The 13,693-nt window shown below is 56.4% G+C and carries 14 protein-coding genes; 9 read left to right on the top strand and 5 right to left on the bottom strand.

The genetic code is table 11. The features are described from left to right. The first annotated feature begins 84 nt into the window (after positions 1 to 84). Positions 85 to 1,080: a sensor histidine kinase gene (locus SCD_RS13860; RefSeq protein ID WP_009207439.1), complete on the top strand. Its 996-nt coding sequence runs from the start codon at positions 85 to 87 to the stop codon at positions 1,078 to 1,080. Further along, positions 1,073 to 1,840, top strand: a complete 768-nt coding sequence (locus SCD_RS13855; protein ID WP_009207440.1) for a LytR/AlgR family response regulator transcription factor — start codon at positions 1,073 to 1,075, stop codon at positions 1,838 to 1,840. Before SCD_RS13860 ends, SCD_RS13855 begins: the two co-directional genes overlap by 8 nt. On the opposite strand, the gene SCD_RS13850 is transcribed toward SCD_RS13855, so the two are convergent. Continuing rightward, positions 1,841 to 2,332 (bottom strand): thioredoxin family protein, encoded by a 492-nt coding sequence (locus tag SCD_RS13850; protein WP_009207441.1) that lies wholly within the window; start codon positions 2,330 to 2,332, stop codon positions 1,841 to 1,843. A 102-nt stretch (positions 2,333 to 2,434) separates the two neighbouring features. Between SCD_RS13850 and hemC the strand changes: the two genes are divergently transcribed. The 4 genes from hemC to SCD_RS13830 are packed head-to-tail and all read left to right on the top strand — an operon-like array spanning position 2,435 to position 6,345. After that, on the top strand, positions 2,435 to 3,313 hold the full coding sequence (gene hemC / locus SCD_RS13845) for a hydroxymethylbilane synthase (protein ID WP_148290790.1): 879 nt from the start codon (positions 2,435 to 2,437) through the stop codon (positions 3,311 to 3,313). Positions 3,314 to 3,326: 13 nt separating this feature from the next. Then, positions 3,327 to 4,109, top strand: a complete 783-nt coding sequence (locus tag SCD_RS13840; RefSeq protein ID WP_009207443.1) for a uroporphyrinogen-III synthase — start codon at positions 3,327 to 3,329, stop codon at positions 4,107 to 4,109. Further along, positions 4,106 to 5,167 carry a uroporphyrinogen-III C-methyltransferase gene (locus SCD_RS13835; protein ID WP_009207444.1) on the top strand — a complete coding sequence of 354 codons (1,062 nt, stop codon included), beginning with the start codon at positions 4,106 to 4,108 and terminating at the stop codon, positions 5,165 to 5,167. The genes SCD_RS13840 and SCD_RS13835 overlap by 4 nt, the downstream gene beginning before the upstream one ends. Then, positions 5,164 to 6,345 carry a heme biosynthesis protein HemY gene (locus tag SCD_RS13830; protein WP_009207445.1) on the top strand — a complete coding sequence of 394 codons (1,182 nt, stop codon included), beginning with the start codon at positions 5,164 to 5,166 and terminating at the stop codon, positions 6,343 to 6,345. Before SCD_RS13835 ends, SCD_RS13830 begins: the two co-directional genes overlap by 4 nt. Positions 6,346 to 6,423: 78 nt before the next feature. Here SCD_RS13830 and SCD_RS13825 read toward each other — a convergent pair whose 3' ends face one another. From SCD_RS13825 to SCD_RS13810, 4 genes are all read right to left on the bottom strand, one after another. Further along, positions 6,424 to 7,476: a M29 family metallopeptidase gene (locus tag SCD_RS13825; RefSeq protein WP_009207446.1), complete on the bottom strand. Its 1,053-nt coding sequence runs from the start codon at positions 7,474 to 7,476 to the stop codon at positions 6,424 to 6,426. 213 nt (positions 7,477 to 7,689) lie between these two features. Beyond that, positions 7,690 to 8,718 (bottom strand): CDP-6-deoxy-delta-3,4-glucoseen reductase, encoded by a 1,029-nt coding sequence (locus SCD_RS13820; RefSeq protein ID WP_009207447.1) that lies wholly within the window; start codon positions 8,716 to 8,718, stop codon positions 7,690 to 7,692. Between the two features lie 442 nt (positions 8,719 to 9,160). Continuing rightward, a complete protein-coding gene (locus tag SCD_RS15915) occupies positions 9,161 to 9,784 on the bottom strand; it encodes a YybH family protein (RefSeq protein WP_009207448.1) in 624 nt (207 codons plus the stop codon). 160 nt (positions 9,785 to 9,944) lie between these two features. Continuing rightward, complete coding sequence (locus SCD_RS13810) at positions 9,945 to 10,343, bottom strand: FxsA family protein (RefSeq protein WP_009207449.1); 399 nt, start codon at positions 10,341 to 10,343, stop codon at positions 9,945 to 9,947. 14 nt (positions 10,344 to 10,357) lie between these two features. On the opposite strand from SCD_RS13810, the gene cutA reads away from it, so the two are divergent. The 3 genes from cutA to SCD_RS13795 are packed head-to-tail and all read left to right on the top strand — an operon-like array spanning position 10,358 to position 13,480. Further along, positions 10,358 to 10,684: a divalent-cation tolerance protein CutA gene (cutA, locus tag SCD_RS13805; RefSeq protein WP_009207450.1), complete on the top strand. Its 327-nt coding sequence runs from the start codon at positions 10,358 to 10,360 to the stop codon at positions 10,682 to 10,684. 8 nt (positions 10,685 to 10,692) lie between these two features. Beyond that, on the top strand, positions 10,693 to 12,915 hold the full coding sequence (gene dsbD / locus SCD_RS13800) for a protein-disulfide reductase DsbD (RefSeq protein ID WP_009207451.1): 2,223 nt from the start codon (positions 10,693 to 10,695) through the stop codon (positions 12,913 to 12,915). 22 nt (positions 12,916 to 12,937) lie between these two features. Further along, on the top strand, positions 12,938 to 13,480 hold the full coding sequence (locus SCD_RS13795; RefSeq protein WP_009207452.1) for a TlpA family protein disulfide reductase: 543 nt from the start codon (positions 12,938 to 12,940) through the stop codon (positions 13,478 to 13,480). Positions 13,481 to 13,693 lie beyond the last annotated feature (213 nt).

Raw genomic sequence — 13,693 nt, 5'->3', positions numbered from 1 at the left:
TGCCGCCTTGACCAAAATTCGAAAATGACAAGTATAAAGCAAAATCCGCCTGCTCCCACAGGGGCTGCGATACCGCCCTCCGGCATGGCCGGGGTGGCGCTGCCAAACTTCTGCAATCTCGGCATCATGCTGCGCATCCTGTTTGTCGTCGACGGAATGAGCGTGGTCGCGGCGATGCTGAAAGCGCCCAGCTACGACGGAATGTGGCGGGAGCTGATGGATCTCTCCGTACTGGTGCAACCGGTACTGCTGCTGTCCCTGCTTTGCCTTTGCCTTGGCCGTGGCGTTCTGTCACGCCTGCCTTATCGTGTTGGCGTGGCCGCAGTGCTGCTGCTGGAGGTGGCGCTGAGCACGCTGGTGCATCTCTTCAGCCAGCGTTTGTTCGATGCTGATCTCGGTGCGCTCGAACGCCACTGGCTGTTTGCCATTCTGGTCAGCGGCGTGCTGCTGGGCTACTTTCACTTGCGCAGCCGGGCCTTCTCGCCGGCGATCAGCGAAGCCCGGTTGCAGGCGTTGCAGGCGCGTATCCGCCCGCATTTCCTGTTCAACAGTATCAATGCGGTACTCAGTCTGATTCGTTCTGACCCGAAACAGGCCGAGCGGGCGCTGGAGGATATGGCTGACCTGTTTCGAGTGCTGATGGCCGACAATCGGCAGTTGGCGCCGTTGGAAAAAGAAGTAGCGCTGTGCCGCCAGTATCTGGAACTGGAGCATCTGCGCCTGGGGGAGCGGCTGAAAGTGGTCTGGCACGTGGAAAAAATGCCGGGTGATGCATTGATTCCGCCGCTTTTACTTCAGCCCTTGCTGGAGAATGCGGTTTATCACGGGATCGAGCCCTGCACCGAGCCGGGTGAAATCGTGATCAACATTTACCGCGCCCGTGACCAGGTGCATCTGGTGCTGGTCAATCCCTATCAGAGAGATGGAGGCCACCATTCCGGCAATAAGATGGCACTCGCGAACATCCGCGAGCGCCTGGAGCTGCATTTCGACGCGGAAGCCACGCTGATGACGAAAGTGAACGACAGCAGCTACCAGGTCCACATCGTCGTGCCCTATGTGAGCGAAAAAAATGTCTGAAGCCCTGCGCGTGCTGATTGTGGATGACGAAGCGCCAGCCCGTAGCCGGCTCAAGGAGCTGTTGCAGGATTGCGCCGCCAGCCAGTCGCTGGAACTGGTGGGGGAGGCGGCGAACGGGAATGAGGCGCTGGAGTTCCTGGCGCAAAGTCCGGCGGACGTGGTGCTGCTCGATATCCGCATGCCAGGCATGGATGGCATCGAGGCGGCGCAGCACATGCAGTGCCTGCCCCAACCCCCCGCCGTCATTTTCGTCACTGCTTACGATCATTACGCCGTCCAGGCTTTCGAGGTAAACGCGATCGATTACCTGCTCAAGCCGGTGCGGGCCGAACGCCTGCTTGCCGCGCTGTTCAAGGCGAAGGCGCTGGTGGCCGGTAGCGTGGAGGCATTGCGCGGCTTGGCGCCGCAGGGCAGGACGAATTTGAGTGTGTACGAAAGAAACCGGATTGTTCTGGTCCCGGTGGAAGAGATTGTCTACCTGCGTGCCGAACTCAAATACGTCACGGTCAGAACAGCCGAGCGCGAGTATCTGGTGGAGGAATCCTTAAGCCACCTGGAGCAGGAGTTCGATCGGCGCTTTGTGCGCATCCACCGCAACTGTCTGGTGGCGAAGGCTTATGTCGAGGGCTTCGAGCGTCAGGCGCAGGATGATTCCGGCGAAGCCCAATCCGGCTGGGTGGTGGTGCTGAACGGGATTGCCGAAAGGTTGCCGATCAGCCGGCGGCAGCAGCACATCGTCAAGGAATTCGGACGCAGCTGACTAACTTTTGCCGCGTACTTTGGCGAGGGCTGCATCGATGCGCTGGTCGAGAAAGCCGCCGTAGTAATCTGGCGTGGTAAGGCCGATCAGCGGTTCAGTCAGTTCGTGGCCTTCCGAGTCAAACCACTTGATGGTAGGAGTTAGTTTGATACCATTTTCTTTGCCGAAGCCCGCTTGGGTGGTGGTCTTGCCGGAAAAGCCACGAAGTGCCAAGTTGGACGTAATGTCGATACGCCGCATCATGACTTTGGCTTCGTATTCCGGATTGCGCCGCATCGGCTGCAGGAAATCCCGGTTGAGTATCAGGCAAAAGGTGCAGTTGCGGCTGCCGAAGACCAGCATGATCGGCACACCCCTGGTTTTAGCTTCCTGGGCATCGGCGGCAAGGTTGTGGGCAATCGGCACCTCGGCGCTATCCTCGGCGTGCACGCCGGCGGCGGTGAACCATGCTAAAATAATCACCAATAGGCCGTTGGCCAGCTTAATGTTCATTATGTAATCTTTGCCTTGGGAAATTCGTTGAAAACTCACTCGGACAATACAGACGCCAGTATTACGCAGATTACCATTGCGACGCGAGAAAGCGCGCTGGCGATGTGGCAAGCTCACCATATCAGACAGCAACTGCAAGCATTATATCCACAAATCGAGATAATAATCCTCGGCATGACCACGACCGGTGACCAGATTCTGGATAAGACCTTGTCGAAGATCGGCGGCAAGGGATTGTTCGTCAAGGAACTGGAGCAGGCGATGCAGGAAGGACGTGCTGATATCGCGGTGCACTCGTTGAAGGACGTGCCGATGGTGATGCCGGAGGGATTTGTTCTCGCTGCCATCGGCGAACGCGAGGATCCGCGCGATGCTTTCGTGTCCAACCAGTTCAAAAATCTGGAAGAATTGCCGCCGGGCAGCGTGGTCGGTACTTCCAGTTTGCGTCGCCAGTGCCAGATACAGGCGCGTTTTCCGGCACTGAAAATCGAGTCGTTGCGCGGCAACGTGCAAACCCGTTTGCGCAAGCTGGATGAAGGTCAGTACGCTGCGATTATTCTCGCTGCGGCGGGGCTGAAGCGCCTTGGCCTGGGCGATCGCATTACTTCGCTGCTGCCCCCCGAACAGAGTCTGCCGGCGGTGGGGCAAGGCGCGATTGGCATCGAGTGCCGAGCCGGGGACGACGATCTGATTGCCTTGCTGGCGTCGCTCAATCATACCGATACCGCCGCCTGCGTCACGGCGGAGCGCGCGATGAGCCGCGCCTTGGCGGGAAGTTGCCAGGTGCCACTGGGCGGCTTTGCCGAAATAGCCGATGGCGTGCTCCGCTTGCGCGGCTTCGTGTCCAGTGTCGATGGCGTGCGTGTGGTGCGTTCGGAAGTGTCAGGCAAACCTGATGAGGCGGAACAGATTGGCAAGGAACTGGCGCAGCGCTTGATCGGTATGGGTGCGGACAAGATACTGGCGGAACTCGAACACTAGGAGCCTGCCGGGGATGAAACCGCTGGAAAATGTCGGTGTGGTGGTGACCCGACCGGCGCATCAGGCGGGAAACCTGGCTGAGCTGATCGAGCGCGCCGGCGGCAGGGCGATCCTGTTCCCCACACTGGAAATTTTCGATGCGCAGGATATGGGACCCTTGTCTAAGGTGATCGACCGGCTGGAACAGTTCGACCTGGCGATTTTCATCAGCCCCAATGCGGTTAACAAGGCGATGAACCAGATTCGGGCAAAGCGAAGCTGGCCACAAAGCTTGCGCTCTGCGGCGGTGGGTAAGGGCAGCGGGAAAGAGCTGCAGCGTTTTGGTTGCGAAGGCGTACTCGTGCCTAAAGGCCGTTTCGATAGTGAAGCGTTGCTGGCATTGCCAGAATTACAGGATATGGCAGGTAAGCGGGTGGTGATTTTTCGCGGTGAAGGTGGACGCGAACTGTTGGGCGACGAGTTGGTCCGGCGTGGCGCCGAACTCACCATGGTTGAGTGTTACCGGCGCGGAAAGCCCGTTAGCGGGGATGTCGGCCTGCTGCTTAAGCAGTGGGTGCGCGGTGAAATAGACGCAATAATTGCGACTAGCGGCGAGAGTATGCGCAATCTGTTTGATCTGGTGGGCAAACTTGGGCAACAATGGCTGAAAAAGACGCCGCTGTTTGTGTTCCATGAAAATATTGCCGAGGTGGCGCGCGAGTTGGGGGCCGAGCAGGTTCATGTTACCCCTGCGGGTGATGAAGGCTTGCTGAGGGGTTTGATCGAGTGGCGGGAAAAAACTAGAGAGCGGGCATGAGCGAGAATACACAGGACAGGCAAGAGGAAATGCCGGTGCCGGCACAGACAAGGCCGGCTCCGGCGAGGGTATCCCGTTTCAATCTCGGGTTGGCGGTGGGGGTCGTGGCGCTAGTTCTGATCGGCTGGCAATGGCTGGACAGTCGGCAGCACGGTAATGTTCTCGAGCAGAATCTGGGCCGTCGCCTGGCCGAATCCGACAGCCGCAACAAGGAAAGCCAGATCGTTGCGGCGCGGGCGCAGGAGGAATCCCGCCAGGCGATGGTCAAGCTCGGCATGCTGGAGCAGAAGCTGGCCGAATCACAGAACCAGCAGGTGGCGCTGGAATCTCTTTACCAGGAGCTGTCGCGTAACCGCGACGAATGGGTGCTGGCCGAGATCGAGCAGATTCTACTGATTGCCAGCCAGCAACTGCAGCTTGCCGGCAATCCCAAGGCCGCATTGATCGCGCTACAAACCGCCGATAGCCGTTTGCAGCGGCTCGACAAGCCGCAGTTCATCGGCCTGCGCAAGGCGATCGTTGCGGATATTGAACGCCTTCAGGCATTGCCGGCGATTGATGTGGTCGGACACAGTCTGCGCCTCGACAGTCTAGCCAACATGGTGGACGATTTGCCGTTGGTGATCGGCAGCGAACTGCCGGCTGACAAGGTGGCGACGAAAGCGGGCGGTGATGAGGCGCCTTTGGCCAAGTTGGGACGAGAAATCTGGCTGGACATGAAACAACTGGTTCGTATCCAGAATATGGAAAACCCTGATGCGCCACTGCTTTCTCCGCCGCAGGCCTATTTCCTGCGGGAAAATCTGCGGTTACGTTTTTTGTCGGCGCGCATCGCCTTGTTGCGGCACGATGAAGTTACCTACAAAGCTGACCTGAAAGCAGCTGAAGCCTGGCTGCGCCGTTATTTCGACGTCAAGGCAAAGCCGACCCAGACCGCGCTTGGCATTCTCAAGCAGCTTGCCACTGGCCCGCTGAGTATCGAGATGCCGGATATTTCCACCAGCCTGAATGCGGTGCGTAACAATAAACTGGTGCGCGAAAGGTCGGGAATCAAGTGAAGACGCTGTTCTGGATTCTGGCTATCCTGGCCGCGGCGGTGGCGCTGATGCTGGCCGCCAAACACAATGCCGGTTACGTGCTGCTGGTTTATTCCCCGTATCGGATCGAGCTGTCTCTCAACCTTTTTGTGACGCTGTTGCTGGCATTTTTTGCTGCAGGCTATGTGGCGGTGCGTCTGGCGGTGCATACCTTGAACCTGCCCGCCTATGTGCGTGCCTTCCGCCAAGAGCGGAGGCGCGACAAGGCGCGCGAGGCGATGGATGACGCGCTATTGTTCTTTTACGAAGGGCGCTATGCCAAGGCCGAAAAGTTTGCCAACATTGCGCTGGATTCGCATGAAGCACCTCTGGCCAACGCCTTGCTGGCAGCACATGCAGCCCATGAACTGAAGGCTTACGATCGCCGCGACAGCTATCTGGTGCAAGCTGAGGAAGTAGGATCGGATCGGCCGGAGCCACGCCTGATGACTCGGGCTGAATTATTGCTCGATCAACGCAATTTCCAGCAGGCGCTGCAGTCCCTGAAGGAATTGCAGACCACGTCACGAAAAAATCTTGCGGCATTGCGGCTGGAATTGAAGGCGCAGTTGCAGGCCAAAAATTGGGATCAAGTACTGCTGCTGATCGCCCAGTTGGAGAAACGTGAAGCAATAGACCCGATCCAGGCCGCGCAGCAAAAAATTGGTGCGCACCAGGAAAATCTGAAACGGAAGCAGCAGGATTTGGCCGGCCTGCGCGATTACTGGCAGAAGATTCCCAGTGCTGACAAGACCAACAGCAAGATCGCGCTGGCCGCGGCGCAAAGTTTTATGGTCTTCCGCGAGTGCCAGATCGCGCTGACCATCCTGACCGATAGCCTGGAAACTCAGTGGGACAGCGATTTGGTCAGATTGTATGGCGAATGTCTGGGCAAGGACACGCTGAAGCAGATCGAACGCGCCGAGAACTGGCTCAAGCGGCATCCTCAGGATGCTGCGTTGCTGCAAACACTGGGCCGGCTATGCGCAAAGCAGGAATTGTGGGGCAAGGCGCAGAGCTATCTGGACGCCAGCCTGAGCATCGAAGCCAACGCCGGGACGCACCTGGAACTGGCGCACTTGCTGGAGAAAATCGGCCGCGCCGAAGAAGCCGGCAAGCATTACCGCGAGAGCATGGTGCTGCTGCAACAGCGGAGCTGATTGATGGTCGCTTTCAGGGTCAATCCTCCTTCTGACGTTGATGGCATATATGCTCCAACTTAATCTGACACCGCACAGCTAGATGGTATGGAGAGGCAGCCAGGCGCCGTCTTGATAAATCACCTCGTTATCCAGGATGACTTTTTTTGTCACGGCAAACACATCCACATGATGTCTTGCCGCAGCCCTTCTGATGTTGGGCTTGTTGTAGATGCCATGTTTGGCGCCTAGCGACAGGTGGATGCCACACATGCGTTCATAGGTGCCGATATCGCTGACGACTCTGTCTTGTGTGAAAGTGCGGTTCATGCCCAAACCCAGTTCGCGCACCCAGATTTCGCCTTCGTCGGCGCGAATGTTGGCGAGAACCTGATCGAATTCGGGCGTAGAGTCGATGGCTTCGATTACTCGACCTTTGCTGATAACCAAAGTGATCGGCTGAGCGGGCTTGTTGACCGTGAATGATGTATCCCCAAAAATAGCAATGCGCACACGGCCATTCGCCGCTTCCAGATCATTGGATTCGGTGAAAACTTCGCCGATGGGGAATTGCCCCCCGACATTCAGCATGGTGCGGTAGTCGCCAACGTTGAGTTTGGCCGACTCAAATCCTGCTGCAAATACCAGTTGCTCGCCATCGCTATCGATGACGCCTACTTGCGCCCTGTCCAAACGTGCTTTCAAGGCGTTGCCCACACCACGGAAATAAGCGGGATCGTAAGCCAGCGACTCGATATAAAGCACAGATTCCGCGCCTGGCATGCGTGATAAATGCGGGTGCTCGATAACTTTGAGCGATTTCTTGAAAAGCTCAACTCGTATGCGATACGCATTCAACCGAAAGCTGGTGGACTGGATCAGCACCACCAGATCGCTGGACACGAGTCGATCAAATGCCGCACACACAGCTTCGGGTGCGGTACTGTTGAAGTCGATGAAGATGGCGTCGGGGAGGTTGCGTCGGTAGGCCTCGGTGAGCGCAATCGCAAGATCGCATTGCCCATCCCAGACGACTATTGCGGATTGCATGGGCTGGTATTCGATCGCAAGCGTCAGAATATCGCGGATATTGATCTCGGCGGTATCAATGGCTGCATCGGGAATGGTGGCGCAAATGGCGTGCTGGGTCATGGCGATTGAATCTTAAAAAAGCAGTTAGCCACAGAGAACACGGAGTTCACAGAGAAAAGCCAATGTGCTGTTGTAAATATTGGCTTCACTCGTCCGGTGATCTTGGGAAATAAGCATAACCCGCATTATCTCTGTGGCTTGCATCTGAATTTTTTGGATTGAAACATTATGGCGAATTTCAGGCTCAACAATCCCGCAAGCTATTCCGTCGAATCACGCCTTGGCTTTGGGTTTGCTGAAAGTAAATGCGTCGGAATAAAACTCTTCGTTCGGCAGTTTGCGCTGCGTGGTCAAGGCCTGGTGTGCCGCTTCCACCATCACGGGCGCACCGCAGGCGTAGACCTGGTAGTTTTCCAGATCGGCGTAATCTTCCAGCACTGTCTCGTGCAGGAAACCGGTTCTGCCTTTCCAGTGGTCTTCCGGTGAGGGTTCGGACAGCACCGGCACAAACTTGAAATTGGCGTGTTCCTGTTCCCATTTTTTTGGCAGATCCAGCATATACAGGTGGCTCAAGTTGTGGGCGCCCCAGTAGAAGGTGATCGGACGCTTGATGCCGTGGTGGAAGGCATGCTCGAGTATGGCCTTGACCGGGGCGAAGCCGGTGCCGCTGGCAAGCAGGAGAATCGGCTTGTCGCTGTCTTCGCGCAAAAAGAAGGTGCCCAATGGGCCTTCAAAGCGCAGGAGGGCTTTCTCATGCATTTGCGTGAACACCAGATCGCTGAAACTGCCTCCCGGGACGCGGCGGATATGCAACTGCAAAAAACTGTCGTCATGGGGTGCGTTGGCGAGGGAGTAGGCGCGGCGTGCACCGTCCTTGAGCAGGATGTCGATATATTGGCCGGCCAGGAACTGCAGGCGTTCATTGGCCGGCAGCTTGAGGTAGAGCACTGCGACATCTTCCGCCGGCGTCTCGATTTTTTCCACTTTGCACGGCATGATTTTGACCGGAATATCCTGTGTATCGGTGACTTCATGCACTTCTATTACTACGTCAGTTTTGGGTTCAGCGCAGCAGAACAGCGCCATTCCCGCGAGCTTTTCAGGTTCATTCAATGCATGGTCCTGATAGTCGCCATAATCGACTGTACCTTCCAGAATCTTACCTTTGCATGCGCCGCATGCGCCGTTGCGGCAGCCGTAAGGTAGCGTGTGACCCTCTCGTAGTGCTGCTTCCAGGATGGTCTCGCCTTCCATGACCGTCACCGAGTGATTGCTCGGCATGATCGTCAATTTGTGTGACATGCGTACTTCCTCTAGATTAAAGTGGCTTTTTTAGCCGACTCGGTAAACCTGTGCCATGCGGCAACGATTGTTGATGGTGGACTGCGACGATATCGCGCTGCCGGATTCGTTCCTTATGAGGCGATATGAATGACGCGGCAAGATTCAGCCAAATGCCGGTCGCCTGCTCACTCAATCGTGAATTTTCAACACCTCTGAAGGAGGTCGCGTTAACTAGCGCAGCCGTAACCTTCTGGTGCCGCTGAGCAAATCGGAATAGTGTACCACAGCGCTTGGTTTTTATCAGTGCCCGAGGAGTCTATGGCGATAGCAGCAGCGCGGGGCGGGAAAAACCTGGCGCGTTGCGCCGGTTGCCGCTCGCGCATGGGCAGGCAGGCTGATCACATCGGGCCTGTCATGCGAGTGATGATGAGTCGATGAGGCGGCGAGCGCGTACTTAATGTTATTCCTTGCGGCTGATTTCCTTCATGATCAACCATCGTTCGCCTTGCCGCCTGAGTTCGAGATGCTTGTGCAATCCGGTTTCGGAGAAGCCATCTGCATTGAAGGATTGAACGAACTCAACAGTTGCAGTGTCTCCTTTCGAGAGGGCCGTCAGACCTGAAAGCTTGATCTCGATTTTGTGGTATTTGCCTAGCCGTTTACGGCGCTGTTTTTCCCAATCTGAACGGGTAAGGCCACCTGGAGGTTCAAATTCTGGTGCGTAGGCGGACAGATAATTGTCCAGGTTTTGCTCAGACCATGCCTTGACCCAGCTATCCACGAAGAGCTTCACTTGTTGCCGGCTATCCTCTTCAGTGTTGGGGCTGCTCGCAATATAGGCGGGTTGGACTGGCTTTGTTATTTCTTGTGTTTGCCGGGTTGAAGCAATGGGGGTGCTGACAGGGGTCAACAGCGTACTGGCAGTTCCTGCACCCAGTACAAAGCCCACCCCTCCGGCAACCAGCAGTTTAGGCCAAACCGGTTTTTCTGGGGAGGGCGGTGGGGCCGGCATTTCACTTTCCGGCTGCGAGTCGTTTTGCTGTGCTGCACCTAACCGGCGCATGGCCTCTTCAACGATGCTCATCACTGCTGCTCTGACTTTGCGGTCTGTTTTCGTGTTTTCATTTGATTTTAAATTAAATATTACTGTAAACACAGGGTGTTGCGCACGATGCTATCATTTGTTGTTTTTCGCCAAACAACGTTGGGCTGGCTTTCTGGCATGCGCAATGGGCTGGGAAGGGCTAACGTAGCTTGTCGTGCTCGTTGACCCGCGTCCATTCGCCATCGATCACGTCGTCGTTGGCCGCATTCGGCATGTTTACCTTGGGGTGAGGCAGGAGTAGCAGAATCAGGGCCAGAAAATCGCTGATAATGCCGGGGAAGATCAACAGGAGTCCTGCCAGCACGGTGCGGAAACCGATCAATAGAGAGAGGCTGAGGGAATGGCCTGACTGCAGGGCAGCGAGCAGGCGCAACGGCAGCATGGCGCCGGCCTCTCGCACCAGCCAGCCGCCGACTATCGCACTCGACAGCAGCCAGGGCAGCAGCCACCAGCCGACAACTCCAGATAGCTCGACCAGGACATAAATCTCCAGGGCCGGGAAACCGAGTAGAATGAGCGGAATTAGCAAGGTACGCATGTATGGGGCCTTAAATGGAAGCAATATTGGTGATCACCAACTTGCCGGACCGGGAAGCCGCACAGCGGCTGGCTGGAAGACTGGTGGAGGAACGGCTTGCGGCCTGCGTCAACATTCTCGCGCCATGCGAGTCGGTCTATCGCTGGCAAGGCCGCATTGAATCCGCGCAGGAGATCACACTGTTAATTAAAACACTGAGGGCGCATTACGGCAAGGTTGAAAAAACCATACGTCAGTGTCACCCTTACGAACTTCCCGAAATTATCGCAGTCCCAATTACCGCCGGCTTGCCTGCTTATTTCGAATGGCTGGCAGCTGAAACGATTAACCCCGAAGAATAAGGTTGAGTATGCATTATTTGATAGCGTTTTTTCTGTTGTGTTCCTCAGTGGTGAGCGCCGGCGAGGGCGATCTGCTCGAACCCGAACAGGCATTCAAACTTTCCGCCCGTGCTCTGGATGGCCAGACCCTCGAAGTGCGCTACCAGATCGCCGATGGGTATTACTTGTACAAGGGGAAGCTCAAATTTCAGGCTGAACCCTCGGATGTTATCCTCGGAACACCGCTGCTGCCCGCTGGAAAGGTCAAGCAGGACGAGTATTTTGGCAAAGTGGAAACCTATCGCCATGATCTGGTGATTCGCCTGCCCTATACTCGCGGCTCAGCATCACGCATCACCCTGAAGGCGGTCTCGCAGGGGTGTGCGGATGTGGGTGTGTGCTATCCGCCGCAAACCCAGACGGTAAAAATCGATCTTCCCGATGTTCAGGGGAATGTGGAAAAGAAGCCTTTTTCATTCAAGATGCTGAGCGGTGGTCAGGATGAGTTTTTGCCGGTGGACCAGGCGTTCAAACTGGCGGTCAAGGCTGTCGACAAGGACTCTCTGCAGGCCAGTTTCACGATCGCAGAAAACTATTATTTGTATCGCGACAAGATCAAGTTCTCCCTGAAGGGTGGGGGCACCAGTATCGACGGGGTGACCTTGCCCAAGGGCGAGATCAAGTCTGACCCTAATTTTGGCGATACCGAGGTGTACCATCAATCGTTCCAGGCGACTATCAAGCTGAAGCGCGAAGGCGGCGGCGACCCGGCGGTCAGTCTGGTCGCCACTTACCAGGGGTGCAGCGAAAAAGGGATTTGCTATCCGCCAGTGCAGAAGGTGATTGCACTGACTATGCCAACGGCTGCCGCTGCGTCGGCTGAGGCTGCACAGCAGTCCTCTGCGGCTGCGGGTGCTGAAACGATCGCATCCCCCAAACTGGTGGAAGCGCAGGGTAATGAGTCTTCTCGTATCGGGGCCTTGTTCAAGGGCGGTAGTTTCTGGCTGATCATGGCGAGCTTTTTTGGTTTCGGTCTGCTGCTGGCGCTCACTCCTTGCGTGTTTCCCATGATCCCGATTCTTTCCGGCATCATTGTCGGGCAGGGGCATGCGCTGACAAAATCCCGTGCTTTGGGCCTGTCGGTGGCCTATGTGCTTGGCATGGCGCTCACCTATGCGGCTGTCGGCGTGGCTGCGGGCATGTCCGGTACCCTGTTCTCATCCGCCCTGCAGAACCCCTGGGTGCTGGGAGGTTTTGCCATGATTTTCGTGGCACTGGCTTTCTCGATGTTCGGTTTTTACGAGTTGCAGATGCCCAGTTTCATCCAGAATCGCTTCAACGATGCCAGCAACCGCGTCAAGGGTGGTAGTACGGCCGGGGTGTTCGTCATGGGGGCGCTCTCGGCGGTGATCGTGGGCCCCTGCGTAGCGGCTCCGCTGGCTGGTGCATTGTTGTATATCGGCCAGACTGGCGATGTGGTGCTGGGCGGCTCGGCGCTGTTCTTCCTGGCGCTGGGTATGGGCGCTCCTCTCTTGCTGGTGGGGGTTTCTGCCGGCGCATTGTTGCCTAAAGCCGGTGCCTGGATGGAGGCGGTGAAGAGTTTCTTCGGCGTGCTGCTGCTGGGCATGGCGATCTGGCTGGTTTCGCCGGTGATCTCCTCGGCCGTCCACATGCTGTTGTGGGCGGGCTTGCTGATTGTTTCCGCCATTTATTTGCGCGCCATCGACCCTTTGCCGCATCCGGCCAGTGGCTTTGCCAAGTTCTGGAAAGGGGTGGGGGTAGTCGCGCTGATTATCGGCGTGGCATTACTGATTGGCGTACTTTCCGGCAATCGCGACATGTTGCAGCCATTGTCGGGGCTGCGTGCCGAAGCGAAAGCCGCGGGCGTTGAGCCCCTCAAGTTCGAGCGGGTGAAGAGTGTGGCGGAACTGGAAAGCCGTCTGAAGCAGGCCGACGGCAAAGTCGTGATGCTGGATTTCTTTGCCGACTGGTGTGTTTCCTGCAAGGAGTTCGAGCGCTTCACCTTCGGCGATGCCAAAGTGCAGGCCAAGCTGCGCGATGCGGTGCTGCTGCAGGTCGATGTCACGGCCAATAGCGAGGAAGACAAGGCGTTGCTCAAGAAATTTGGATTGTTCGGGCCTCCCAGTATTATTTTCTTCGACAAAAGCGGCAAGGAGTTGAGCGACGCGCGCGTGGTCGGCTATGAGCCCCCCGAGAAGTTTATCGTTACGCTGGATGGTATAATCCGCTAACCTATTTTCCCCAAGACCTTTCATGTCCAAAGCCAAATTATTACTGATTACCGCAGGGGCTGCTGTCGCATTGGCCACAGTCTATTTTGCCGTTCCGAAACAGCCAAAACAGGTTGCTACCTCGGTCGCCGCTTCCCCGGAGATTTCTGCCGAGCCGGTGTTTGCTGCCAGCTTCAAGGATCTCGATGACAAGCTCCAACCCCTCGAGCAGTGGCGCGGCAAGGTGGTGGTGCTGAACTTCTGGGCACCCTGGTGCCCGCCTTGTCGCGAGGAAATGCCTGATTTCATCAAGCTTCAGGACAAATATCGCGAACGCGGCTTGGTGTTCATCGGTGTAGCGCTGGATGAAAAGATCAAGGTGCAGGCCTTTGCCGACGAGATAGGCGTGAATTACCCGGTCTTGCTGGGAGAAATGGAAGCCGTGGATCTGGCGAAGAAAATCGGCAATCGTCTGGGGGGATTGCCGTTTACCGTGGTTATTGATCGTAACGGCAAAATAATTGCCAGCGAAGTGGGCGGTTTAACCATGGCCAAGCTGGAAAAAATCGCATTACCCCTGTTGTAGGATAAAAGGTGTAGATATTGCCTGGCATTAATCAGGATCAGGTAGGTTCTCCCGCAAGGCTGGAAGCCTGCCTGGTTAACAACTTCGGGGAAAAGCTGGACAAGTTCACCTATTCTGCGGCAAAATTGCCATTATGAAAACGGAAAATCAGGGAAAGGGTGGTGTCAGGTGAAAGCCACCAATACCAGAATTCTCGTCCTTCATGGACCCAAT

Origin of the sequence: Sulfuricella denitrificans skB26 (genome assembly GCF_000297055.2) — a bacterium.
GTDB lineage: Bacteria > Pseudomonadota > Gammaproteobacteria > Burkholderiales > Sulfuricellaceae > Sulfuricella > Sulfuricella denitrificans.
This window is presented reverse-complemented; position numbering and strand designations above follow the sequence as displayed.

Bases quoted from the DNA above. Each gene is read 5' to 3' on its own strand.
- SCD_RS13860 (WP_009207439.1), top strand. From the start codon at position 85: ATGGCCGGGGTGGCGCTGCCAAACTTCTGCAATCTCGGCATCATGCTG.
- SCD_RS13855 (WP_009207440.1), top strand. From the start codon at position 1,073: ATGTCTGAAGCCCTGCGCGTGCTGATTGTGGATGACGAAGCGCCAGCC.
- SCD_RS13850 (WP_009207441.1), bottom strand. From the start codon at position 2,332: ATGAACATTAAGCTGGCCAACGGCCTATTGGTGATTATTTTAGCATGG.
- hemC (WP_148290790.1), top strand. From the start codon at position 2,435: ATGTGGCAAGCTCACCATATCAGACAGCAACTGCAAGCATTATATCCA.
- SCD_RS13840 (WP_009207443.1), top strand. From the start codon at position 3,327: ATGAAACCGCTGGAAAATGTCGGTGTGGTGGTGACCCGACCGGCGCAT.
- SCD_RS13835 (WP_009207444.1), top strand. From the start codon at position 4,106: ATGAGCGAGAATACACAGGACAGGCAAGAGGAAATGCCGGTGCCGGCA.
- SCD_RS13825 (WP_009207446.1), bottom strand. From the start codon at position 7,476: ATGACCCAGCACGCCATTTGCGCCACCATTCCCGATGCAGCCATTGAT.
- SCD_RS13820 (WP_009207447.1), bottom strand. From the start codon at position 8,718: ATGTCACACAAATTGACGATCATGCCGAGCAATCACTCGGTGACGGTC.
- SCD_RS15915 (WP_009207448.1), bottom strand. From the start codon at position 9,784: ATGAGCATCGTTGAAGAGGCCATGCGCCGGTTAGGTGCAGCACAGCAA.
- SCD_RS13810 (WP_009207449.1), bottom strand. From the start codon at position 10,343: ATGCGTACCTTGCTAATTCCGCTCATTCTACTCGGTTTCCCGGCCCTG.
- cutA (WP_009207450.1), top strand. From the start codon at position 10,358: ATGGAAGCAATATTGGTGATCACCAACTTGCCGGACCGGGAAGCCGCA.
- dsbD (WP_009207451.1), top strand. From the start codon at position 10,693: ATGCATTATTTGATAGCGTTTTTTCTGTTGTGTTCCTCAGTGGTGAGC.
- SCD_RS13795 (WP_009207452.1), top strand. From the start codon at position 12,938: ATGTCCAAAGCCAAATTATTACTGATTACCGCAGGGGCTGCTGTCGCA.